At 42.5% G+C, this 24,999-nt stretch carries 17 protein-coding genes; 3 read left to right on the top strand and 14 right to left on the bottom strand.

Annotated elements, in window-relative coordinates:
- Positions 1-149 precede the first annotated feature (149 nt).
- From P0X86_RS33360 to P0X86_RS30045, 10 genes are read right to left on the bottom strand one after another with little or no spacing between them, the layout of a single operon-like run.
- The gene (locus tag P0X86_RS33360; RefSeq protein ID WP_481858191.1) at positions 150-572 is read right to left on the bottom strand and encodes a GtrA family protein; all 423 of its coding nucleotides are present in this window, start codon (positions 570-572) and stop codon (positions 150-152) included.
- A gap of 19 nt (positions 573-591) precedes the next feature.
- The gene (locus P0X86_RS33365; protein WP_481858192.1) at positions 592-969 is read right to left on the bottom strand and encodes a DUF2304 domain-containing protein; all 378 of its coding nucleotides are present in this window, start codon (positions 967-969) and stop codon (positions 592-594) included.
- Positions 953-1,666: a glycosyltransferase family 2 protein gene (locus P0X86_RS30010; protein ID WP_277747163.1), complete on the bottom strand. Its 714-nt coding sequence runs from the start codon at positions 1,664-1,666 to the stop codon at positions 953-955. The genes P0X86_RS33365 and P0X86_RS30010 overlap by 17 nt, the downstream gene beginning before the upstream one ends.
- Positions 1,632-3,764: a DUF6020 family protein gene (locus P0X86_RS30015; protein WP_277747164.1), complete on the bottom strand. Its 2,133-nt coding sequence runs from the start codon at positions 3,762-3,764 to the stop codon at positions 1,632-1,634. The genes P0X86_RS30010 and P0X86_RS30015 overlap by 35 nt, the downstream gene beginning before the upstream one ends.
- Positions 3,765-3,785: 21 nt before the next feature.
- Positions 3,786-5,000 (bottom strand): glycosyltransferase, encoded by a 1,215-nt coding sequence (locus P0X86_RS30020; protein WP_277747165.1) that lies wholly within the window; start codon positions 4,998-5,000, stop codon positions 3,786-3,788.
- 19 nt (positions 5,001-5,019) lie between these two features.
- Complete coding sequence (locus tag P0X86_RS30025) at positions 5,020-7,272, bottom strand: HAD hydrolase-like protein (RefSeq protein WP_277747166.1); 2,253 nt, start codon at positions 7,270-7,272, stop codon at positions 5,020-5,022.
- A gap of 17 nt (positions 7,273-7,289) precedes the next feature.
- Positions 7,290-8,453, bottom strand: coding sequence for a class I SAM-dependent methyltransferase (locus P0X86_RS30030; protein ID WP_277747167.1), 1,164 nt, complete (start codon positions 8,451-8,453; stop codon positions 7,290-7,292).
- A gap of 12 nt (positions 8,454-8,465) precedes the next feature.
- The gene (locus P0X86_RS30035) at positions 8,466-9,740 is read right to left on the bottom strand and encodes an ABC transporter ATP-binding protein (protein ID WP_277747168.1); all 1,275 of its coding nucleotides are present in this window, start codon (positions 9,738-9,740) and stop codon (positions 8,466-8,468) included.
- A 15-nt stretch (positions 9,741-9,755) separates the two neighbouring features.
- The gene (locus P0X86_RS30040; protein ID WP_277747169.1) at positions 9,756-10,544 is read right to left on the bottom strand and encodes an ABC transporter permease; all 789 of its coding nucleotides are present in this window, start codon (positions 10,542-10,544) and stop codon (positions 9,756-9,758) included.
- Complete coding sequence (locus P0X86_RS30045) at positions 10,534-11,472, bottom strand: NAD-dependent epimerase/dehydratase family protein (protein WP_277747170.1); 939 nt, start codon at positions 11,470-11,472, stop codon at positions 10,534-10,536. The genes P0X86_RS30040 and P0X86_RS30045 overlap by 11 nt, the downstream gene beginning before the upstream one ends.
- A 194-nt stretch (positions 11,473-11,666) precedes the next feature.
- Between P0X86_RS30045 and P0X86_RS30050 the strand changes: the two genes are divergently transcribed.
- Positions 11,667-14,126 carry a Wzy polymerase domain-containing protein gene (locus tag P0X86_RS30050; RefSeq protein WP_277747171.1) on the top strand — a complete coding sequence of 820 codons (2,460 nt, stop codon included), beginning with the start codon at positions 11,667-11,669 and terminating at the stop codon, positions 14,124-14,126.
- Between the two features lie 78 nt (positions 14,127-14,204).
- Here P0X86_RS30050 and galU read toward each other — a convergent pair whose 3' ends face one another.
- On the bottom strand, positions 14,205-15,077 hold the full coding sequence (gene galU / locus P0X86_RS30055) for a UTP--glucose-1-phosphate uridylyltransferase GalU (protein WP_277747172.1): 873 nt from the start codon (positions 15,075-15,077) through the stop codon (positions 14,205-14,207).
- Positions 15,078-15,580: 503 nt separating this feature from the next.
- Between galU and P0X86_RS30060 the strand changes: the two genes are divergently transcribed.
- Positions 15,581-16,627: an acyltransferase family protein gene (locus P0X86_RS30060; protein ID WP_277747173.1), complete on the top strand. Its 1,047-nt coding sequence runs from the start codon at positions 15,581-15,583 to the stop codon at positions 16,625-16,627.
- Positions 16,628-16,683: 56 nt separating this feature from the next.
- Here P0X86_RS30060 and P0X86_RS30065 read toward each other — a convergent pair whose 3' ends face one another.
- Positions 16,684-19,197: a U32 family peptidase gene (locus P0X86_RS30065; protein WP_277747174.1), complete on the bottom strand. Its 2,514-nt coding sequence runs from the start codon at positions 19,195-19,197 to the stop codon at positions 16,684-16,686.
- A 642-nt stretch (positions 19,198-19,839) separates the two neighbouring features.
- Complete coding sequence (locus P0X86_RS30070; RefSeq protein ID WP_277747175.1) at positions 19,840-20,937, bottom strand: DNA alkylation repair protein; 1,098 nt, start codon at positions 20,935-20,937, stop codon at positions 19,840-19,842.
- Between the two features lie 527 nt (positions 20,938-21,464).
- Between P0X86_RS30070 and P0X86_RS30075 the strand changes: the two genes are divergently transcribed.
- Entirely contained in the window at positions 21,465-22,673 is a 1,209-nt protein-coding gene (locus tag P0X86_RS30075) for an MFS transporter (protein WP_277747176.1), read from the top strand.
- Positions 22,674-22,896: 223 nt separating this feature from the next.
- Here the strand turns inward: P0X86_RS30075 and P0X86_RS30080 are convergent, their stop codons facing one another.
- Complete coding sequence (locus P0X86_RS30080; RefSeq protein WP_277749101.1) at positions 22,897-24,852, bottom strand: GTP-binding protein; 1,956 nt, start codon at positions 24,850-24,852, stop codon at positions 22,897-22,899.
- Positions 24,853-24,999: the final 147 nt, after the last annotated feature.

The following is a 24,999-nucleotide window of genomic DNA, read 5'->3' on the forward strand; positions in this document are numbered from 1 at the left end:
GTTATATGCAATAAAGACTTTTGTTATGTCTTTTATATTCACTCCTCTTATTTTATGAAGAAAAGCTATCAATACCGAGGGCCATATTATAATACTAGCTATACTACCAATAACACCTTTGATGAATATTTTCAAGTAAAATTCCTCTCTTAATCTTGATTTTGTTCTTGTTCTAGCATTAGCACTTTGTTGTTACCCTTAAATGTCCAAAACTTATTTATTGCAAAATTAAATATAGGTACCACAATCACAGAAACTGCTTGTCCTAGTATATAATTCAGGTTCAATTTGTATACAATATAATACATTATATATAAATTAATAATTAAACCTGAAACAGACACAATGAAATACTTTATTAAAAACACTTGATTATGATTTTTAATATTAAACGTCCATCGACGATTCACTACATAAGTAAGAAAAATTACTAATACGTAACCAATTATTGTGGAGATAAGCGGTCCAATCTTAAAATACTCTACAAAAATTATTATAAGCAGCATATGGAAAATCGTACTTATTCCACCAACCACCCCGTATTTTAAAAACTGCAAAAAAATTTTTAGCATACTATTATTTCCAACTCACTTATTTTTCATCTTTTTTAAATTGCTCTATTTCTCTTTTTAGAAGCCCAATTTCTTGAGTAAGGTCCTTTATTTTACTCGCATTTCTGGATAACGATACAGTAAGGCTGTAAAGTATAAAAAAAGAAGCTATTATTGCAGCTAAGAAAAGAGCGTTAACGGGCGTTTCAATAAATAACAAATTAGAAATATAAAATAATATATCTGGAAATATGGAAAGCAATATTCCGATTAATGTAAACAAGAACCACAACAATGCATACTTTAGTTCTAGATGAAATTTCCTTATCTTATGCGTCAGAATAATTAATACGAAAAAACAAAGAGTCAAAAGAGTAATTTGAAGTTGAATAGGTATCATCTTACGACAATACCTCATAAGATACTCTTCCTCTTAATACATCAATGAAGATAGCTAATGAGACCTTTATCATATAATATATGGATTTAATTGTTGTTATAGAAGACACTCCCTCTTGTCTTTCTTTCATAGTTACCGGAATCTCTATTACATTATGATTGGATCTTATCAAATGAACTATAGACTCAGGTTCAGGATAATCCACCGGGTAGTATTTTGTCGCAAATACTGACATAGCCTTCCGATTGCAGGCTCTAAATCCTGAGGTTGGGTCTGTGATTTTAGTTTTAGTCAATAAAAAGATTAATTTACTAAAATATGTGATACCAAGCCTTCTTAACTTAGATGATTGAAATCCAATTTTATTAATATACCTTGATCCTATTACCATATCAGCATCCCCGTTTAAAATTGGCAAGATAAGACTGTGTATTTGTTCTGGATCATGTTGACCATCTCCATCTACTTGAACTGCAATATCGTATTTATTCTTTAGAGCGTACTTATAACCAGTTTGAACTGCCCCACCTATACCTAAGTTGCAAGGTAAATCAATTGTGTTGATATTAAGACTCTTACATATTGACGATGTATTGTCTGTCGAACAATCATTAATAACTAATATATCATATTCTTTACCTCTGAATTTCGTAAGAAGCTGTGATATGTTTTGGCTTTCATTAAAGGCTGGAATAATGACTAAAACCTTGTTCATCTCTAACCTCCTGCTTTCTCCCAAATTCCGCAAAACATAGTGGAATTAATATAAACGTACAAAGAATTGATGGAAATAGATATCTCGATTGTTGTGCAGGAATTGCAGCAAGCAATCCTAGTGCATTAAGAAACACAGGTAGAACTGTTATTAATATCTTCAATCTGTTTCTAAACATTAATACAATACTAAATATTATTGATAAAAAAATGTAAAATGCAGGCCGCCATAAAAACCAGACTACATCCGATTCTTGGGTTCTATTTAGAATTTTCGTAATCTTACTCTTAAGCTCTGGTGTTATAGATTCTGATTTTAATTTATATCTATCAAGAGTTTCTACTCCCGTTACAGGAATTTCACGTTCTGTGAAATATGTATTCGAATTGATAGGTTCACTAATTCTCCATACTATAGAAGTTTGATTTATCCAACTTTTAATAAAGGTTATTGGATGTTTGTAAGCTAATTCCACCCATACTTTTATAAAATCCTTTTTATATTCTGGTTCATTAAATACTAGCATATTAAAGTTTGGATTAAATACTATGGTATCCACTAAATACGGATTATAATTTTTTGCCCATAATTCTGTTGGCATAGCTTTATCAATTACACTTTTTTGGTATTCGTCAATTTCGTTACTAGAAGAAGCTAAAACAGATGCAATTTGTTGAATTGGAACATTAAATGTAAGTATGCTGGGACTTGGTGACATATTTAGAGCCTTAGTAAGAATAAATTTTGATCCGAAAAAACATAGTAAAACTGATATTGAGATAAGTAGAATTTGTTTCCATCTTGATTTAAATGCAAATAATAAAGCTACAATTAACCCAATTACAGGAATAATTCCATTATGCCTGAACATTAAAACCAGTAATAAGGAGACTGCAAACAGAATAACATTTGATTTTTTAGAGAACCATGCTTGTTCTTTTGAATATATATTTATTAAAATTACAGTTAGCAATAATATAGAAATACTATAGGTTATATCTTTCCATATACTTATAATCATCATGGAATTTGTCGGTATTACAGAGATAATAATAGAAGTTAACCATAAGACCTTGCTACTAACTTTATGCTGAGCTAGTGTATGGAAGGCATATAGTAATACCATTAATAGAAAAATCATTTGTGCTAATACAATAGCAGCAGGTGAATACCAAATTCTTGTCACTAGTAATTTAAACAATGTATCATAAATTGGATGAGCATCTCCAAATTCAAATGTTGATAATTGCCTCCATTGATCCAATGAGTCACCACTCATTAAACCGGGGTAAAAAGAAAAAAAGTAAATCAACCAAGATATTAATATAGGAATTGTATATTTATAAACATTACCAATTCGATTTTCTGAATTAGCGCTATAAGAGGAGGTACGAGTTATCAAATAAAAAATAAGAAATGAAAGTAAGAATAAATCTGATACGAATACAATACTCTTTTCAAATTTTGATGTATTAGACAATAAATTGTTTAAATCAACTTTCTTAATATTGTTATCTGAACTATATAAATCAATAATTTCTTCTCTTCCATCAATATTAAGTTTAACAAGTCCCGAATATGGATGATTACCTAAAATAATTCCTGCATTCTTCCTTACTCTTCCTTCCCAAATAATTGAGGAATTCATACCATCTGTGTAAACAGGAGTGTTATCTAAAAATTCCCATTCACCTACAAACTTCAATTCATTATTTAATAGATTCTTTTCGTCTATATTGATTTCTTTAACCCATACTTCATTGCCCAATGCTTTTTCATTTTTGGTTCCTAAAGGTTGTATTTCAATTTTATGATAATTAGTAATATTAAATGGAAGCATTAAAAGAAATAATAATGATAGAGAGATGCTAGCAAATAAAATTCTATTTAAACCACCACTTCTCTTCATTTTAAATACAAGAAGCTTTCTAAAAAAGGAATTACTAACAGAGCCAATTATAATCGTGAACAAAAACAATACACTAAGAAAAAGTGTAAATCTGTTAGTTAAACTGATACAAAAGTGGTATATCAAACTCAAGCCAAGACATAAAGCAATAATATACGAAAAATATTTATAGATATTTTTTAAATTCATGTCATTTCTCCATTTATCAAACTATTTAAGCCTTTTTACTTTCACCTTATATTTTACTTTTCTTAAGATATTAAACACCTTTGGAAGGCGATTACGGACTACCGATTTTAAAACACTATAAATATTCTCTTTAATAATAATTGAGTCACTCTTGGCTTGCTCTGCAATAACATACCAGTCAAAATAAAACTTACTCTGAACTTCAATTATTTCTCGGTTATTGATTTGTGCCCCTTTACAGATATCAAAGACAGCATCAAAAAATTTTTTCGATGCTTCATCCCAACTAGGCCAAGCATCTGCCGTTTTAATCGCTGCACTTTTTAATCTTTCCAACTCTTTAGGTGATTCCTTAAGAAGATTAAGATATTCAAGAACCTTATTATCATGATCTCTAGGCGCGACCAATCCATTTTCACCTGATACGATGTATTCATCGTGACCAGTCACATCATATGTTATTGAGGTTCCGCCACAATGGAACATTTCAAGCGGCGGACCAAACATACCTTCTACATAGCTAAGCTTAATAATCACATCACAAGAACGGTAAATTTTTGGAGTCTCAAATATGGGGACTTGAGAAAAGACCTTATCTACACCTGGATATGAGGTTATCGGGCTTGAAGTTAACAACCAAATTTCATCTGCACTTGACTTTTTACAAATCTCAATAGTTTTGGGTACATTTTTAAATGGAACATCTATTGGTCCCTCCACCAAAACTCTTAATTTTCCATTCTCTCTATTCTTGATGAGTTCGCCCTGAACAAAATAAATGTCTTTTCTTATGCCATTGGGTACAAGTACCGCATCCTGATTAAAATTATCTTTTAAGTATTCTTTAATCCATTTTGCCTCAGTAATAATGTGTAAGGGAAGGAGATATGTTGAATCAACTAGTTTTCGAAGAGACCACTCACTCTCCTCATAAAAACGTGACTCGATAGACTGTACGAAATAAGCATATTTTTCAGCTTTAACCCTGTATAGCTCATAAACAGTACGCCACCATGTTGCAATACAAACATCAAAATAAATATCGTCTATTTCCCTAAAAGTTTTCCATATTAGCTTCCTTGCTTCTGGATGCCAATGGAGCCTATCCATATTGACGTGCTCTTCAGTTATTATGGTTACTTCTGCCCCAAGTTTAGTGGCTCTTATTGCATGTTCAAAGATTACATAAGATCCTCCACTTATATCTGGCGATCCTAATAAAAAAGCCCATTTCATATTAAAATACCTCTTTGTTTTATTCTTCTTGCATTCTTTTTGAAAGACTAGCTATCAATGAATCTCTTTCATCTATCATCTTAGTCATGCTTTTAATTGCTGCATCTCGATCATCAATCATTTTTGTCATGTTTTTAATTGCAGTATCTCGGTCGTCGATCATCTTTGTCATTTTTTGAATTGTTTCTTGTTGCTCAGCTAAAGTCTTTTTGAGTTCTTTTGTCAATAGTGAGTCATTTTTTTCACTATAATCTTTGTTATTCCTAAATGTTTTATAGTATTTATATCGGCCATAAAGGGGAATAAGATAACCCAAACCTTCACTTTTAAGCGTTATTGGCCCCCAAAAGCCCCTATCCAGTATTCCGCGAGGATTTTTAAAGAAGGATAGGCTATTCTTAATTGTTCTATTCAAGTTAAAATGTTTACCCTCTTCAATATTAAAAGTCGAGAACTTAAACACCCCAAAATTCTCATAATGGTATAAACCGTTAAAAAATTCAAGCTCAGTTTTAGTAGGAAAAAATATCATTCTAGCGTGAATTTTCGCAAAATGTTCTATTAATATTTCATGATTGATATCCTTCTTGCAAAAGATATCACATAACTGCCCAAACCATTCAAAGATGCTGCTTTGAAGTGGTGATATTATTGTTTCAAAAAGTTCCTTTTCCTTTTCAGTTTGAAAAGTTTCGACTTCCACCGATTTTTTTTGGGTCACATATTTATTTGCACTACCGTGCGATGCTCCTAGCAGAACTTCATATAGTGCTCTATTTTCATTAAATACATTGAAAAATGGGGTTCTGGATGGAATTGAGGAGAATAACACCCCATGTTTGACATTATCTTTACTGGCATCCCCTGGCGCGATCAACCCTAGATAATAACCCTCTACCCTTATTTTCTTGTCTAAAATTTTGAACAGATTATCCTGTATAGTTCCCTTCCAACCAACATCCACTATGGATAACCCTTCCTTAATCTCTACATTGAATTGTTTTAAATAATCGCAAAAATTTTTTTTCTGTTCTGTTCTGATTGATTCAAAGGTTTTAGAGAAGAGATCATGATTAATCAGCTTTGTAAAATACTCACTTTCAGGAAAATTATGGATCGTAGTATATAGTTCGATATTGAGCTTTTCAGATATTTGATTAATTATATCTTCATCAAAGTTTAGACTTGATAAAAAATCATATACGGAAATATTAACATATTGTCTAAACAAAACATCAAATTTTTCTTTATCGAGAGACTGCAAACTTGGGATAAAGGTAGCTTTTCTTGAAACTTTTAGGTAGTGCGCTTTGACACGTTGTGCTTCAAAAAAACCCTCTTTATCTTGGTATAAATCAAACAATTTCAGTAAAAATTCCCCTTCACGCGAAAAAAAGAAAACATTTTTCACTTTGCTTTTAAGAAGGTTTTTGTGAAGTGAAGCTATAAAATAAAATAAAGAGCATGCTATTTCAAAGAATTTACCTTCTACCATCATTTTTCTTGATAAATCATCAAGTTCTTTTCGATAGTAGGATAAATTCCCCACCTTTTCTCGAAACTCCCGATAATATTCGTGTTGCTTTATTCTATTTAAATGAATTGCATCTATACCAAGCGATGTAGGAACATCAAAATCAGAATGTTTATTATCTCCGATCATTAAAATCTCTGAAGGATTCATATTTTCTCTGTTAATAATCAACTCATATAATCTACCACTTCTTTTTGTTAGCAAATATTCGCTGGAAACATATAACTTATCTATAGAATCATAAAGGTTATGAGCAACCAATAAGTTATCCATAATTTCTTTAGTTAAATAAAAATCTGAAACACAATATATTTTAATGTCGTGTTTTTTCAATTCATTAACAGTATTAATCCACTTATTGTCTACATATTGAACACCAAGTTCAACTTCTGTTTCTACTTGTACACATTTTCGTAAGAAATCATTGTAATCATTATCTAGTTGAATCATTTTTTTTTGAATAAGTGTCTCGTGGAACAATTTAATCATACTTAAATAATTAAATTCCAAATCCAGGCCAGAATCCGCATTACTTTGACAAATTGAAACCTCTAATTCTTGTCTTAGGGAATACAATTCACTGTAATCCAAAAAACCACCTAACTCGACACTAATTCTTTTAGCCCATATTTTTTTTACATACTCCGGATCCACTTTACGATATAATATCGTATCAAAAACATCAAAAAAAACGACTGTTTTATTCTCACGTAGAACTCTTTCAACTAAATTATCCATTAAAGGTAAGCTCCTTATTACATTTTCCTTCTAAAATTAATTATTATTTTTTTGTTTTGATAACAATTGATTTTCTCTGTAAACTCCTTTAATTTTTCCTCTTGATCGATAATAGTACTGTTTAATTCTAAAATCTCATTTCTAAGTTTCTCAGAGACGGTGTTTTGTTCCTCAATAAGCACTCCCATTTCTTTAATAACTTTATCACGTTCTCGTATCATCGCTTCATTACTTTCGATCGTCTTATCGCGTTCTCGTATCATCGCTTCATTACTTTCGATCGTCTTATCACGTTCCCTTATCATCGCTTCATTACTTTCGATCGTCTTATCGCGTTCCCTTATCATCGCTTCATTACTTTCGATCGTCTTATCGCGTTCCCTTATCATCGCTTCATTACTTTCGATCGTCTTATCGCGTTGTTGTATCATTAATTCATTAACACTGATGACTTTGTCACGTTCCTCGACCATTTTCGTAAGATCCTTATTTTTGATCTGTTCCAATTCATATAATGCTCTACTAGTATAATAAAGTATTTTATCTTCAATATTTTCTTCCATTAGTTTGTTATACGTATCGGTTCCTTTAGGAAACAATATCCCTAATCCCCAACTATGTTTGAATTCCAAAAATAGGAAATTACCTCGTAACTCTTCCCAATATCTATTCGATCCATATTCCAACGGACTGTAAACATCATGAAAAAAAACAACCCCATTATTTGATATTTTAGGGAGCCACGTTTCAAAATCATGTTTAACTGCTTCATATGTGTGCAAACCATCAATATGTAACAGATCAATCGAATTGTCTTCAAATTCTCTTAAAGCTTCATCAAACGTTTTTCTTTTCAATTGAATATTCAAATTTTTATAAAATAACTCTATTGTTTTTTTTACTGTTTCAAACACTTCTTCTTGATAATAACCAGCCTGAATGTCTCCAGTCCATGTATCGATAGCAGCAATGCTACTTTCCATACTCAAGTCTTTAATAGCCTGACAAAATGAAAAAAAAGAACAGCCATAGTGTGTCCCTAGTTCTACAATTGTTCTTGGTTTAGCAAATCTAACATAATCATAAGCAAATCCTCTGTGTCCCTCCCAAGGAGCGACTCTTAATTTTTCATTATAGCTATCTGATTCAAAAATTGGTGTGCTAACCTTCCATTTTTCCAAAGCAATCTCTCCTTAGCATTCTTCAATGGAAATATAATTAATCTTGTTATTAAAAATTGCATGGATAGTAGTAAGTTCAATATTCTTTAAATGAATAATATTATGGGCCCAACATTGTATAGTGTGTTGCATTTCATGAAACCCTTCTCCAATTCCAATTGTTACGAAGTACTCATTTTCTTGAATTTCAGGCCAATTAATTTGAAACCCTATGGTATACGGCTTATTGGCTAATACAGAACCAATTTCAAGATTTGAACCAATCGTATTCTCACCAAAAATGGCATTACCATATTTATCGTTCACCAGGTATCCGATTATAATTTCAGAAGTTACCTTAGTGCTTTCAACCAGAATGTTAATATTTAATTTATCATTAGCTGAAATATATCCCTTATATTCTTCATCGTTTACCGTGAAATTAACTGCTTTAATTTTAATCTCTTGAGCCCCACCAAGTGAATCCTCTTCAACCGGCATCCAATTTGATGGAACAGAGTAGTTATTGACAGTGGGCACAGTTGTTTTATCAGTAGAAACCGTAGACCGAAACACTTCGGAATGAACAGATTTAGTATAGAATTCTATAGCTTTTAGCGGTTCGCCTTCAAATACCACTCTGCCATGCGAGAGAACGATAGCCCTATCTGCCATACTTGCTATGGAACTGAGATCATGAGTAACAAGTAATTTCGTAATATCTCCCATTTCCTCTTTCATATATCGATTGCATTTTTGTTGAAAAAAAACGTCACCAACAGATAATGCTTCATCAACTATTAGTATTTCCGGTTTAAAACTAATCATTACCGAAAAAGCTAGTCTAGCGAACATGCCACTAGAATAAGTTTTTACAGGTTGATTTATAAAATCGCCTATATCAGCAAATTCAAGGATTTCACCGATCTTTTTACTCATTTCTTCTCTTGAAATCCCTCGCATTGTCCCATTCAAATAAATATTCTCAATACCGGTATACTCTGGATTAAAACCTGTCCCTAGCTCCAGCAAAGCCGAGATTTGACCTCTTACCTCCTTTTTACCGTTCGTTTGGTTAAGTACACCTGTAATTATTTTTAACAAAGTAGACTTTCCTGAGCCGTTTTTCCCTATAATTCCGAGAGTTTCGCCTCTTTTCACCTTTAAAGTAACATCGTTTAGTGCATAGAACTCCGAGTGATAAGAGCGGCCCCAAATATTTATAGCCTCCTTAACTCTGTCGGCTGGTTTGGAATATAACTTATACTTTTTGTACACATTTTCCAACTCAATAACATAATCACTCATAATATTCTCCTCTGTTTATAATACATCTGCAAAATGAGGCTTTAGCTTTTTAAATAAATAACTTCCTATAAGGAAAATAACTATAGAAATCACCCAAAAATAAGCCGTTTGGTTGTATCTATGCCAAAACCAAACATGATTAATAAATGTATCACGATAGCCTTCGACCAAATAATATACCGGGTTTAGTTTAAATATTTTTATAAATTTATCAGAAATAATTTCTGGAGACCAAACAATCGGAATTAGCCAAAATCCAATTTGAATAATTATCCCTAAGACTTGGCCGATGTCCTTCATAAACACAATTAATGATGACATAATTAAACTAATTCCTAAGAGCAAAAACATCATACAAGCCAGATAATAGATGACTTGCAGATATATTAATTCCGGGTGATAGCCAAAATAAAAAAGAATTACTATCAAAAACAATAAGAAAAATAAATGAATAAAAAAAGACGAAATTATTTTCACTATAGGAAGAAAACCTATTCTAAATGCTACTTTTTTTACGAGATAACTATATTCAATAAAGCTGTTCGATGCGGTAATTAAACTTTCAGAAAAGAAAAACCACGGAACCATTCCGCACGTTAACCATAAAATAAAAGGTGTACCGTCGGGTCTATTTCCTGAGCGAAAACCAATTTCAAATACAAACCAATACACACATATTGTCATTAACGGCTGAATAAATGCCCAAATTATCCCAAGGTAGGAACCTGCATATTTTGTTTTAAAGTCATTTTTAGCAAGCTCCATTATAATTTTAAGATGAGACTGTATATTTTTAGTATTCACAAGTATTCTTAAACTCCTTCTGATAATAACCTAGCGTACTTCTCAAACCCTCTTCTAATGAAAATCTAGGAGTCCACCCCAGCAATTCATACGCTGACTTATTAGATAACGAACTACGAAGAATATCCCCTTCTCTATAATCCTTGCATATAGGTTTTAATTTTGTCCCTATAAGGGACGCTATTAATTGGTAGAGTTCTAAAATACTGGTTTCGCTATTTGTGCCAATATTTATAGTTTTATTATCCCCTCTATTAATTGCAAGTAAATTAGCACGGACTATATCATCAACATATATAAAATCTCTTGTTTGTTCTCCACCATATATAAAAGGCGTCTTATTATCTATTAATTTATCTAGGAAAATAGAAATAACCCCTCCCTCTCCCTTCGGGTCTTGCCTAGGCCCGTATACGTTTGCATATCTAAAAATGGTGTACTTTAATCCATATAAATCTGAATAAGTCCTAATATATTTTTCTGGGGTATATTTAGAGATTCCATAAAATGATACCGGTGAGATCGGATGATCCTCATCTATACTTAGGTACCTAGGTGAACCGTAAACTGCTGCTGAAGAAGCATAAATTACTTTGTTGACATTATACTTTATTGAAAGTTCTAACACGTTAACAGTACCTATAATATTTGTTTTGGCGTCTTCTATCGGATGTTGTAAAGATTCATAAACACTTACCTGAGCGGCATGATGTATAACTATCTGCGGAGAGCAACTTAAAAAAACCTCATTTAATTTAGCATAATCACAGATATCTACATTAAAAAAGGTTGCTTTAGAATTTATATTATTTAGATTTCCTGTTGCTAAATTATCAACAATTGTAACTTCATACCCATTATCAAGCAGTGAATCTACAATATTTGAACCAATAAACCCAGCTCCACCTGTAACAATTGCTCTTTTCATTATTCTTCCCTTTCTGAATATAAAGTTAGAAGATTTCTTGTTTGTTAGATAGCATTAACTTCATTTTCACAACTATTTCTTAGTTTTATGTAATTTTCAAAAACTTTCGTCATAGAGTAACTCCAAAAACTAGTTCCTGACAACCTAACTATGCTAAAATATTGTCGTATCTACAAGAAAAGGAGCTAATTACGTTGTCGAAACCAGTATACGGCAAAAAAGCCACTGAGTCGAGGAAGAGAGAGACAAGATCGGCTTTATTTTGGATGTTAATAGTAGGAATCATTCTTTTTCTAGCATGGACGCCATTCCAAACCGCATTATTTAACGGACAAATGTTAGAATTTGAGAAACCGATCTTTTGGGCTGCTATCTTAGCATGTCTACTAATATTCCTTTGGATTGCTCATTCCTATAAAAGCATCCAATTAAAAGATCAAAGAGATTGGTTGGCTGTGGGTGTGCTTTTACTTCCCTTAACTTACATACTCTCGCTAATTAGCGCTGTCTCCCATGTTCTTGCCATGAATATGGTCATCATTAATTGTATCTACGCCATCATGTTTATCATTGGACTGTACGTGCTCCATGACAATTTAGGAAACCGAATCATTCAAAGTACGATTATGGCCGTAGCATATCTTATTGTTGGTTTCGGTCTACTCCATTGGTTTGGCCAGGGAAAGACTGCAGGTGCAATTGCTAAGTGGTTTTCAAATACCGTCTTAAACGGTACATACACTCATGCAGTCATGACCGACTCCAATGGTTTACGTCTCACTTCCATATTTCAGTACGCCAATACTTATGCCGCTTTTCTCATGGCTTTCTTGTTTGCAGCAGTCTTTTACACTACGACATCAAGAAAATGGTACGGTCAAGCCTTTCATAGCTTCATGCTGGTACCCATCATTGTTTCGCTACTCCTGACGTTGTCTCGTGGCGGTCTCGTAATGTTACCTGTTGTGTTTGTTTTGTTACTCCTATTCCTGAAGCCGGCTAAACAATTATTATGGATCCTGTACTGCGGAATAGCAGGCGTGGTTTCGCTGATTATCTCTAAACCGGTTACTGAGCTAGGATTGAGTTTAAATGAAGCCTTCAGCGGCAGTGGTGCCCTTAAGGGCTGGGGAATTTTGCTCGGTGCGTCCGCTATTGTAGGACTCCTCGGATGGTTTATACAAAGTTTTATCGCTCCTAAACTTGAACAAGCTTTAGGCAGTTGGTCCTCTAAAAAGACATCCAACCTATGGATTCCGCTTGGTTCCGTTATAATTGGCGGCCTACTGATATTCCTATTCATTGGTACTGGTTTGAATAATATACTGCCCCAAAGCATTAGCGTCAGACTCGAGAATATTAACTTTAATCAGCACAGCGTTCTGGAACGTTTTACGTTCTATAAGGATGCCATGAAGGTGCTAGCAGACTATCCGATCATCGGAGCCGGCGGGGGAGCATGGGCTTCACTCTATGAGCAATATCAAAACAACCCCTATACAAGCCGTCAAGCGCATAACTTCTTTTTACAGTACCTGATCGAGGTCGGAATTGTCGGATTTCTGATATTCATGTCGTTTATTCTGTATACTTTCTATAAGTATATCCGAGGTTATATCAAAGGCAGTGAGGAAGAACGCAATAGTCACTTCCTGTATCTCATCATCGTCCTTTCAATTTTAATTCATAGTATCTTGGACTTTAACTTGAGTTACGTGTTCATGGGAATTCTTGTATTCCTGGGACTTGGCGGAATGGCTGCGGTAATGGATAATAAACCAATGAAAAAATGGAGCGTAAAAGATTCTACGGCCAGAGGTACTTACAGTACAATCGTCGGTCTTTGCGCTATTCTCGTCATGATTACATCCATCCGGTATGTACAAGCTGCAGACTCGGGAATGGAAGCACGTAGAGTCGTTCAGGTCAGCACTTCCTTTGAGGAAATTAAAGTTCCCCTTGATAAAGACCTGAGCATACGACCGAGCCATCCCGACTCGGTACTGTTAACCGCATCACTCTATCAGAGCGTGTTTAAGCAAAATCAAGATGAGAATTTTTATAACGCATCGGTTGCATTGCTTAACAAAGCATTAAAAGATGAGCCTTATAACAAATCGATGCTCAAGAGTCTAATCGAAAGTTATGAAATGAAACAGGAACCCGAACGGGCTTATGAAGTACTTATCAACAACGCTCATAAATTTAAATGGGACATTAATTGGTACGAACAGATTATCAATAAAGGATACGATCTGGGAACTAAAGCTCTCGGTACAGGTGATACAGAAGCGAAGGACAAATACTTCAAGCAAGCAACTGAGGCATTCACTGATGTTCAAGCCGGCATTCAACACCTAACTACATTACCTGAAGGCCAATTCCAAGGTAATCCTTTTGAAAACACACCCGACATGATTCTCCATGCAGGCAAAATGTACTTCATGATGAATCAGCCGGAGCAAGCAGCGGAAGCACTTAAGCTTGGCATACAAGAAGATCTCTCGCAAACAACCCAACAGGAAATTGTTCGTTGGTATCTGGCAGCATTGCAAAAACAAAACTTAAGCGATGATGCCCTTATGGGGAAATTAACTCAAGTTGATCCGAATGCGAAGCAAAATGTTCAACAGCTTGCTGATCTTCAATTCTAATTAAAAAGGGACAGTTCGTGGTAGAAAACCTCTACCCAACTGTCCCTTTTTTCATATGTTATGTCTTATTAGATTACTCTACTGAACCTTCGTCAAAACTCCACTCAAATACGCAATCAAATCATCTCTCAACTCTTCCCGCTGCAATGCATAATGAATGCTGGTTTCAATAAAACCTAACTTCTCGCCGACATCATGGCGCATCCCGTCAAAGTGATACGCGTAGATGGGGCTGCGATGAGCTAAGGTGGAGAGCGCATCGGTCAGCTGGATCTCCCCGTTCTTCCCAACCTCCTGATTCTCCAGCAAATCGAAGATATCCGGCGGCAAAATATAGCGGCCCATGATGGCCAGGTTGGAAGGCGCCTCGGGACGGGATGGCTTCTCTACCAATCTCGATGTTTCATAGATTCGGTCTGATTTCTGAAGTCCATCTACGATCCCGTACCGATTGACTTCGTTCCAATCGACGGGCTGAACGCCTACAATAGCAGATTGGTGGGTGTCGTAGACCTTCATCATCTGTTTTAGGCAAGGCACTTCCGACTCCACGATGTCGTCGCCGAGCAGCACCGCAAACGGCTCGTCCCCGATGAATTTGCGTGCGCACCAAATGGCATGGCCTAGTCCCTTGGGTTCTTTTTGCCGAATATAGTGGATGTCCGCCATGTTGGAGGGTTTACGCACTTCTTCAAGAAGTCCCCACTTACCCTTCTCCGCTAAATTATGTTCCAGCTCAAAGGAAGAATCAAAATGGTCCTCAATCGCCCGCTTCCCCTTACCCGTTACAATGATAATGTCCTCGATACCGGAAGCGACCGCTTCTTCGATAATGTATTGTATGGTCGGTTTGTCCACAATGGGTAGCATTTCTTTAGGCATCGCTTTCGTAGCCGGCAGGAACCGCGTGCCAAGCCCTGCAGCCGGTATGATCGCTTTACGAATGTTCATCCTATCTTCTCCATTCCCGTATATCTCCCAATATATTGATGCCATTGTACCATGAGTCCAACCAACCTTCGATTAAAATCGGTTTTTGTCAAAATCAGACGACTTATGATTCGTGACTTTGCCGCTTTGGCCGCGTTGCCCAGTTTGACGTTACTACAGTCGGTAAATTGGTTATTGGAACAGGACATGCTGCTAAACGTCTGCGAAGAAGGCGCTATTAAGAATCTAGAATTAGCATCGGCCATATCCTCCTTGGTAATCAGCGGTCCGCCGGACATCAGCCGCTTGATTCCTCCGAAATTCCTCTTCCATCTCAAGTCGTATTTCGAGCAACTCAGAATGACTCCTTCGGTCTTTTATCGGCTGCCGGCACAATTTTCACAAGCTAAATCCGATAACTCCAGATAGCCCAATCCAGTTTTATCCATGGAAATGACCAAGACCCCTCCGATATACTAGTACGAAACTTCGATGGACCAAAAAGCCAAAGGAGCTGGTTGCTGATGAAAGAGAGAGACGCCTATTTCGATAACCTCAAATTCATACTGATCCTGTTGGTGGTCGTAGGACATCTCATCGAGCCGTTTAACGGCGAAGCAGCGATGGGAGCGATCTATCAGTTCATTTACTCGTTTCATATGCCGCTGTTTATTTTTGCGGCCGGTTATTTTGCCAAGTGTATTCAATCCCCCAAACAATACGTCGGCCTGCTGTCGGGATTGGTCGTGCCGTATTTCATATTTGAGACGCTCTATACCCTGTTCGACTATTATATGCAAGGCTTGGATCGGCTCGATTTCACGTACTTTTACCCCAATTGGATCCTATGGTTCCTGTTCAGCATGATGCTGTGGAAAATGCTTCTGCCGTACCTGCTGATGCTCAAATACCCGCTCGTCGTCTGTTTCGCGATGTCCATCATGCTCGGGTACTCGATCGATGTCGACTATTACGCGAGCATTTCGCGCACGCTGTACTTCCTGCCCTTTTTTCTCATCGGATATGTTTTCAAAAGGGAATGGCTGGATGCCATCACGGCCCGGCCATTTCAACTGCTATCGATCATCCTGCTCTCCGCCGGATTCGTCTTACTGTACGTCATATCGCCGATCCTACCAACTAACTGGTTCTACGGGGCGATGCCTTACCTGGAGTTTGGCTTGGACTCGTGGTATGCAGGCCTCTACCGTATGATCACCTACGCCTTCACCGTCATCATGGGACTATGCGTCCTCTCCCTCATTCCGAGGTCGGATACGCCCTTCACGGACCGTGGGGTGAATACCATGTACGTCTTTTTGCTTCACGGGTTCATCGTCAAAACGATGCAGCATCTGGGCTGGTTCGAAGCGTTCCGGTCCACGGGAGGCAAGCTGCTGCTGATTCTGCTCGGCGCAGTCATAACCTGGCTGCTATCCTCGTCCTGGATCACACGTGGCTTCAGTTGGATCGTCGAGCCGAACGTCGGGTTTCTATTCCATTATCGATCCAAGCACCGCCATGAACGCGCAGAAACGAGGCGTTCCGACGCAAAAAGGAGTGATGCCTAACTTGGCATCACTCCCTCATATTATCTCGGTATAAACGCAATCCGCGTACTGCTTCCTTACTTCACCAACTGCCCCCGCGTTACGCCAAGCTGGTTGGTCGCCTTCAGCTTCTTCCACACCTGAGTGCCGCTGATCTCGCCGCGCAAGGCGCGGTTGTAGAGATCGATGACCTCATGGACTTGCTCCGGCGTTTCTTCGAGGAATTCCACGCGGTAACTGGATACGCCCAGCTCCATGAAGTTGGCCAGGTACTCGGCGCCGGATTGCTCGATGGCGTTGTACACGGTATTACGGCAGCCTTCATCTACCCGTACCGGGTGGGACATGCCAATCCGGTCCTGCAGGGACACGCGGCTCTCTTCGCACGGACGACCGCAGTTCGTGAAGTCCGTTCCTTCGCTGAGGAACGTACAGTACACGCAGTGCTCGGTATGGAACATCGGCAGATGCTGATGGATGACGATCTCCATCTTGGATGTGTCGGCCTTCCCGAGAAGATCCACCATCTGCTGGATGTTCAGGTCATAGGAAGGCGTGACGGTGTCGCATCCGGCTTCGACGAACAGGTCAACCGCCTTGTGGTTGGCAATGTTCAGGGAGAAGTCGCCGATCAGCCGGGGATGCTTCGCCCCCGGGTTCTCCATCCGGTGGCGCAGGTAGAAATACAGCGCACCGGTGTTGCGCACCAGCACGGCGTCCGGCTGGAGGCGCAGGATGTTGTTGTGGTAGCCGTTCTCGCCCGGCATGTGAATGCGCGGCGTTGCCAGCGCAATCTGTTTGCCGGCTCCACGCACGGCTTCCACCGCTGCCGGGAACTGCTTGATGAACTCGAAGTCGGCGTAGATCATCCCGACGCCGGCCTCAAGCGCAGCCTCAACCTGCGGGAGGCTGCGGCACAGCGCGGTGAGCTTCGCCTCACCGCGGGCCACGGGCGCTGCGGGCACAGCCGCATCGCCATACACCGACACCGCCCGTTTCACGTACACGGGCGGCTTCGGCCGCTCGCCGGCGAGCAGCTCCACCGCACGGCGGCGGATGCTGTTGAGCTCGCGAATCGGCACGATGACGTCGCCGTACAGGTCGACGTCGAGTGCCTCAAGCTGGAACACCGTTCCGCCCAGGCGGCCAAGCTGCTCCTCCAGGATCTCCTGGCTGAGCGGCCGCTTCTGGGCGATCTCCAGTTCCAGCTCCGAATCCACCTGGACCGTCGTGCCCTTCTGCACATCGGTCCACCAGGTCGACAGCGGCTGTCCGGGACGGCCGCTGACGCGCACATGTACCGGGAATACCCGGTACGGCTTCTCCGTCTCGTATGTCTGACGGAGGCGCTTATCCAGCGCCGGATCGTTCGTCTTCCAGATCCGGTCGCCGACATGCAGCTTGCGCAGGTCCACGTCGCTCCGGCCGGGAACGATATCGACGATCCAGCCTTCCTGCGCTTCGCCCTCCAGCTTGACGCCTTTGCGGCGCACGTCGTAGACGCGTCCGCCTTCTTCTTTTTTCGTTGGGTCCCCGGCATCAAACACGATACCGTCCCCGCGCTTCAGCGGTGCATCCAGCTTGCAGACGACCCCATCACGCAGAATCTGCTCCACCCGCCCGAGGTACACGCCGCGGCTTTTCGGGAACGTGCCCTCGACCAGCTTTTTATTGTTCGTTCCATCCAGGAAGCCATGGGTGAAGCCACGGGAGAAGCTCTGCTGCAGCTCGCGAACCTCTTCCTTACTCGGTCTCGCATCCTCGCCGTCAAAATACCGGTCGATCGCCTTCCGGTACTTGCTCACGACGTTAGCCACGTATTCCGGGCTCTTCAAACGGCCCTCGATTTTGAACGAGGTGACGCCCGCTTCAATCAGCTCCGGCATCAGATCGATCGCGGCCAGATCTTTTGGCGAGAGCAAGTAGGCAACGTCGCCCATCGGCTTCTGCTCGCCATCCACGATCAGATCGTACGGCAGACGGCAGGCCTGGGCGCACTCTCCTCGGTTGGCGGACCGGCCGCCCCACATTTCGGAAGTCAGGCATTGGCCCGAGTAGGATACGCATAGCGCACCATGCACGAATACCTCCATCGGCAGCTTCGCCTGCTCCCCGATCTTCTGGATTTGCTTCAGATTGTTCTCGCGCCCGAGCACGACGCGTTCCATGTTAAACGGCTTCGTAAACTCGACGGCCTCCGGCGACGTAATCGTCATCTGCGTTGAGCCATGGATCGGGAAATCCGGGGAAATCTCGCGAATCATTTTCACCAAACCCAGATCCTGCACGATCACCGCGTCCACGCCGGCATCCACGCACGCATCGATCAGCTCCTTGGCATCCTCCAGCTCATTCTCGAACACCAGGATATTGAAGGTCAGGAACCCCTTAACCCCGTAACTGTGCAAAAAGGCCATAATTTCGGACAGCTCGTCCATCCGGAAATTGTTCGCCCGTGCGCGCGCATTAAATTTTTCGACCCCAAAAAAGATCGCGTCCGCCCCGTTCGCCACCGCGGCCCGCATGCAATCCCAATCCCCTGCCGGCGCCAGCAGCTCCACGTCTTCTCTTCGTAGTGCTTTCGTGTCCATCTATATCCTCCCAGACCGGTCCAAGCCGGCGTGCTGTGTACTACTATTCTTCCATTGAAACCTGCTAGCCATACTCTATGTTCATAGAACAGGGCATCCGACATCTATATCAATTGTTTGTAAACCATTTGAAAGCTTTTCAACTTATCTAGTGTACCAAAAGTCCGGCTTCTCTTCTACCTGCTAACTTGATTTCCACACATTTGATAGTGTTGCCATAATCCGCATGGCACTCGGTTTTGTACAATAACAAAAACAAGCCTTCCCATCGGAAAGCTTGCCTCACATTATCCTCTGTGGCTTTACTGGCGCATGATCACCGTGCGGGGCTATTGCCCTTAACTCTCTTTTCTTTGCCTAAGGAGATTACTTTCCCTTACCTTAATGCCAGGGATACCGCATTGGGATTTCAAAATCCTGTGGTCAGAACCTCCTTAACATCTCAGCGGTCGACAGCCATCCAAGAATGCCCCAACGACCACGCACCGTACGCACAGGGAGCAGTGCACACGATGTACAAAACTTTAGATCGGAATCGTACCGTACCGTCACCTGGTTCCAGGATTCCTTCACCACAGGTTCGTCTGTGCACGACCTGCCCCCAGGTTTGCCAGTACATCCCCTGCACCACGCCCCCTACTCTTACTCCGCGCCCTCCAGCACAAAATCCATGCTGGCCAAACGCTTGCCGTTCACGACGATGTGAAGGCGGTGATCGCCGGAGTAGAAACGGCGGGTGGAGATCGGCTTAAACGATTGCTTCTTCTCGACCTTCCAGCATCCCGGCGCATAAATCTTGTCCGAGCATTTATAGCGTTTCGGTGCAAGCTTGCCGCTTGCCTTCATATAATCGATCTCGTAATCGATGCGGAGCGCCATCGGATAGCCGGTTTCGTTGACTAACTGAAAAGCGAACTCCAAATCGTCCCCCATCGTAATCACGGAACGTTTGATGCGCAGCTCGCGCACCTCCAGTCCTTCCAGCTTCTCAAGCTCCTCGTATCCGAAAATAGCCAGTGCCCGGATATCCCCTTTTCGAAGCAGCGAACGCAGCGCATGACGTACGATCCAATCCGTTAGCGGATGCTTGCCATACCATTTGGCGGCGATCTCCAGCACAAGCTCCGGGTGATCCTTGGAGATATCGTTCAAGTGATTGGCGACGCTTTTTCTAACATACAAGGAGGAGTCCTCTTTCAGCTGCTCCAGAATCGGCAGCGCCGGACGCGGATCCTTGATCAGGGCCGGCAGCTGCGGGGCCCAAGGCAGGCGCGGTCTGCAGCCTTCGCTCGCCAATCGGCGCAGATGCTCGTCATCGGACTGCGCCCATGTCATCATCTGGGCCAGCATCCGATCCTGGTCCCGGATGATAAAAGGCCGGACGGCAAACTCCGCCGTGGAAGAATGCGTGAATACCGCCAAAGCTCCCATCGACGTCTCCAGATCATCCATGCCGTTCACCTCGACATAATCAGGAAAAAACACGTATTCCACGCCTCTGAAATGCGGAGCCACCTGCTTCAGGATCCCGACGGCTTCCGGGTAAGAAGCAGGCAGCGTGTCCGTTAAGGCCAGCGTAATATGCCGGATGCGCTGCTTGAACTCCTCCTGCTCCCAGGCTTCATTATGAATCAGCGTCATGAACCGGTCCGCATCGAATGCCGGATAAGCCTCCTTCAGCCGGTCGGTCACTTGCTGGAACAACGTATTCGAATATAGATCCTTCAGCGTTTCTCTCATATCAGATCTCCCCAAAAAATAATTTTTACGATCTTGCAGCCTCGTCTCATGGAATCCTGAAAGCCCTTTATTCATGCGATAAATCGGCGGTTCCACCTCATCCCCATATGAGCCGCCTACCGCTCTAACCCCATTCCCCGCCTCTTCCCAATCCAAAACATGTGGTGTAGGATGAAGTTGCACGCCTTTCGCTTTAGTGCGGTAGTCTGGTTGATTCCAGTTTACCAAATTGGGGGGGCGTTTTGCTTTATCCGCATCCGGATCGCCCTGTTGGGACCTCAACCGATGCACGGATGGACTGAACACCAATCGAGACCGCAAAGTCATACGTTTATCGACGTACTTACTCCAATGAAAGATCCACATGTAAAGGAAGCGTTTCTTCCAAAAATAAGGCGGGTAAGCCCATGAAGCTTACACTTTCTTATTTCTGATACATGTAATACATACACCATTACTTATCTAAAAAGATGGGAGGCGAAGCTCGAAGGAGTACAACAAATCGCACATCAGGAGATGAAGAAGACATGGAAAGTTGGAAAAAGAATTTATGGATACTATGGTTCGGCTCATTTATCGTTTCATCAAGCTTCTCGATGGTCATACCATTTCTCCCGCTTTTTCTGATTGAGCTCGGCGTTACCAAGCATACGGAATTGTGGTCGGGACTGCTGTTCAGTTCCGCTTTTTTTGCGGGCGCCTTGTCCTCTCCCTTCTGGGGAGCCGTCGGCGATAAATATGGACGCAAACCGATGATTATCCGCGCGGGCTTAGTGCTCTTTGTCATCTATGTACTGATGGCATTCGTCACGAACGAGTATCAAGTGCTGATTCTCCGCCTGCTGCAAGGCCTGCTCTCCGGCTTTATTCCGGGCGCGATCGCGATCGTAGGCACCAATACCCCTGAGAAAAAAGTCGGCTACGCCCTCTCCATGATGTCCACGGCCACCGCAACCGGCGGCATCATGGGCCCGATGATCGGAGGCACCCTGGCCTCCCTGTTCAGCAACCGGATGGCATTCGGATTGGCAGGGATGCTGTGCTTCGCAGCCACGCTGCTCGTCATATTCTGGGTCAAAGAAGAGAAATTCGTACCCAGCAAAGAGCGCGTCTCCGTCATAAACACGTTTAAGGTCGCCGGACACAACAAGGCGCTGATGACCGTGCTCATGCTTACGGTACTGACGCAGTTCTCCGTCATGACGATCGAGCCCGTACTGCCGCTGTATATCGCTCAGATCGGCGGCTCTTCATCGCATACCTCGATGATTGCCGGCTTTGTGTTCTCCATCGTCGGGATCGCCAGCATCCTGTTTGCGGCCCGCTGGGGACGCCTGGCCGATAAAATCGGGTTCCAAAAGGTGCTGCTGATCGGCCTGCTCGCCAGCGGAATCGGATCGCTCGCCCAGATCCTGTTCAGCAACATTTGGGCATTCTCGGCCATCCGCTTTGCTTACGGCGCGTTCTTTTGTGCCGTGTTCCCGGCACTCAACGGCCTTGTGGTCAAACATACGCCTAGCGAATTCCGCGGGCGCGCGTTCAGCCTCAACCAAACCGCCAACCAAATCGGCGGAATGGCCGGGCCGCTCGCGGGCGGCATGATCAGCGGCATCTTTAACATTCACTCGGTATTCTTAATGACAGGCGTCTTAATGCTGATTACGACCGCCATTACGTATTGGACGATGCGGCCGTCTCGCGGGCAGCCTGTAGAAAAAGGCTCTCTTTCTTCATAAATGTCTCCCGTATGCGCACGCGTTAAGTTTTGATATGACGCGTGCGTTATTCATTACGGATATCAATAAACCCTCTCCCACGTTCTTTCCGAGAAGCTCTTTTTCATGAACCAGCATGTACATACACGAATCCCACAGCTATCTTCAATCACACTTTATTGAATCCCTCGTCTCCCTTACAACCGCGAACCTCTTGCCTAACCACTTAGTCTCTTCCACCGCTTCACACATGCATGAGACGATCCGCTTCATCCCAAGGCACCGCATAACCGCTGCCCTTGGCGCAGAATATCGAAGAGGAGCTGTATTCCGGGTCTGCGTTCTTGTCGTATCCTTTGCGTTCAATGACCTCTGCCTCGTTATGGCACCGGTCATATCCGCCGTATACCAGCGATATCGTTCCTCTTCCTTTGGTGTACGCCGCTAATTCCATTCCATATTTCATCATGGTGGATACGGGTGCCGATCCCGTCACCGTCACCTTGTCTCCCACCGTTTCCGGAGGATCGAAGCTTGCTTTGGCCTGGGTCAAATCCGACATTAACCGTCCGATAAACTCGGCATCCACCTTTACCTTGAAATGATAGTATGGCTCCAACAGCAGACTGGTTGTTTTCTCCAGCCCCTGTCGCAAAGCGCGATACGTGGCTTCCCTGAAATCGCCGCCATGCGTATGCTTGTTGTGCGCCCGTCCCTTCAGCAGGGTAATTTTCATATCAGTGACCGGCGAACCTGTAAGCAGCCCGTGATGATCCCTCTCGCCAACATGCTGGGCAACCAGATGCTGATAATTAACCGGCAGCAGATCCGGATGGCACGCATTGGCAAACACGATGCCGCTGTTCCGCTCTCCCGGCTCCAGCCGGAGGTGCACCTCCGCGTAATGCTTCAGCGGTTCAAAATGGCCGCTTCCCACAACAGCCTCCGTTATGGTCTCTTTATATAAAATCTCCGGCTCGCCAAACGCAATGCGGTAACCGAACCGCTCAAACACGATTCGTTCCAGCACTTCAAGCTGAATGATGCCCATCACATGAATATGAATCGCCTGTGCCGGCTCGTCCCACTGCACGGACAGGGAAGGATCCTCCGCATCCAGCAGCCGGAAGCAGCGCAGCATATCCTTGGGATGAATCGAGGACTCGAATTGCACCTTGGACTTCAGCGTCGGCACCAGCTCGTACACCGTCCGGCCGCTAAGAGCCCCCATCCCGACTCCTGCCGCAGCAGCGGAAATGCCGGTAACCGCAAACAGGTCGCCCGCATGCACACGGTCGACAGGGGTTGCCCGCCCCCCATTGATCAAGCGGATATGCGTCACCTTCTCCGTGATCGTCTCCGTTCCGGAGACATACGTGATTTCTTCCCGCACCTGCAGCGTGCCGCCAGTGGCTTTGATATAGGTCAGCCGGGCGCCCTGTTCATCATGGCGAATCTTATAAGCCCTCCCGGCAAATGCCGCCTCGGGATCGTAATCCGTTACCGTCAGCAGATCCAACTGATGCATGAAATGGGTTACGCCCACGTTCTGCAGGGCGGATCCGCTGAAGCACGGAAACAGCTTCCCCTTCCGTACCATTGCTATCATTGCATCCAGCCACCGCGAAACCTCATATCCCTCTTCCATATAGAGCTCCAGCAGCTTCTCGTCCCGCTCCGCAATAAACTCAATGAGCGAAGACTGCATCAGGCCTTCCTGCAGCACATCCTCCTCGGTGACCCAACAGACGTCTTCGGCAAGCTCGCTGCGAATCTCCGCCAGCACGCGCGGCACGTCTGCGCCTACCCGGTCGATTTTATTGATAAACAGGAACGTCGGCACGCCATGCTTGCGCAGTAACTGCCATACCGTCTCCGTATGCCCCTCGACACCTTCCACGGCGCTGATGACGACAACGGCGGCATCCATGACTTGTATGGCCCGCTCCATTTCCGGCGAGAAGTCGACGTGACCCGGCGTATCGATTAAATAATACGTGGAACCGTTAAAATGCATGGTGGCCTGATCGGCAAATACGGTAATGCCCCGTTCTTTTTCAATGTCATGACGATCAAGATATGCGCTCTGGTGATCCACCCGGCCGCGCTCCTGAATCGTATGGGTCGTGTATAACAACTGCTCCGCCAGCGTGGTCTTGCCCGCATCCACGTGGGCGAACATGCCTATCGTTTTTTTCATCCGCTTATCCCTCTTCTGCAAGCCGGTTTCATGAATGATCCATTTGCTCTCACTTTTTAATTTTAACATATCAGGCTCCCTGATCGGCACATATGTTCTACATTATTCGGATGAGGGCCCGTCATTCCGCTGCCTAAACCAAAATAG

It is taken from the genome of Paenibacillus sp. BR1-192 (genome assembly GCF_029542445.1).
GTDB lineage: Bacteria > Bacillota > Bacilli > Paenibacillales > Paenibacillaceae > Paenibacillus_AQ > Paenibacillus_AQ lautus_A.

Excerpts from the sequence above, each read along its gene's own strand:
- P0X86_RS30035 (WP_277747168.1), bottom strand. The coding sequence starts at position 9,740 with ATGAGTGATTATGTTATTGAGTTGGAAAATGTGTACAAAAAGTATAAG.
- P0X86_RS33365 (WP_481858192.1), bottom strand. The coding sequence starts at position 969 with ATGAGGTATTGTCGTAAGATGATACCTATTCAACTTCAAATTACTCTT.
- P0X86_RS30010 (WP_277747163.1), bottom strand. The coding sequence starts at position 1,666 with ATGAACAAGGTTTTAGTCATTATTCCAGCCTTTAATGAAAGCCAAAAC.
- P0X86_RS30060 (WP_277747173.1), top strand. The coding sequence starts at position 15,581 with ATGAAAGAGAGAGACGCCTATTTCGATAACCTCAAATTCATACTGATC.
- P0X86_RS30020 (WP_277747165.1), bottom strand. The coding sequence starts at position 5,000 with ATGAAATGGGCTTTTTTATTAGGATCGCCAGATATAAGTGGAGGATCT.
- P0X86_RS30075 (WP_277747176.1), top strand. The coding sequence starts at position 21,465 with ATGGAAAGTTGGAAAAAGAATTTATGGATACTATGGTTCGGCTCATTT.
- P0X86_RS33360 (WP_481858191.1), bottom strand. The coding sequence starts at position 572 with ATGCTAAAAATTTTTTTGCAGTTTTTAAAATACGGGGTGGTTGGTGGA.
- P0X86_RS30045 (WP_277747170.1), bottom strand. The coding sequence starts at position 11,472 with ATGAAAAGAGCAATTGTTACAGGTGGAGCTGGGTTTATTGGTTCAAAT.
- P0X86_RS30015 (WP_277747164.1), bottom strand. The coding sequence starts at position 3,764 with ATGAATTTAAAAAATATCTATAAATATTTTTCGTATATTATTGCTTTA.
- P0X86_RS30070 (WP_277747175.1), bottom strand. The coding sequence starts at position 20,937 with ATGAGAGAAACGCTGAAGGATCTATATTCGAATACGTTGTTCCAGCAA.
- P0X86_RS30025 (WP_277747166.1), bottom strand. The coding sequence starts at position 7,272 with ATGGATAATTTAGTTGAAAGAGTTCTACGTGAGAATAAAACAGTCGTT.
- P0X86_RS30065 (WP_277747174.1), bottom strand. The coding sequence starts at position 19,197 with ATGGACACGAAAGCACTACGAAGAGAAGACGTGGAGCTGCTGGCGCCG.
- galU (WP_277747172.1), bottom strand. The coding sequence starts at position 15,077 with ATGAACATTCGTAAAGCGATCATACCGGCTGCAGGGCTTGGCACGCGG.
- P0X86_RS30080 (WP_277749101.1), bottom strand. The coding sequence starts at position 24,852 with ATGAAAAAAACGATAGGCATGTTCGCCCACGTGGATGCGGGCAAGACC.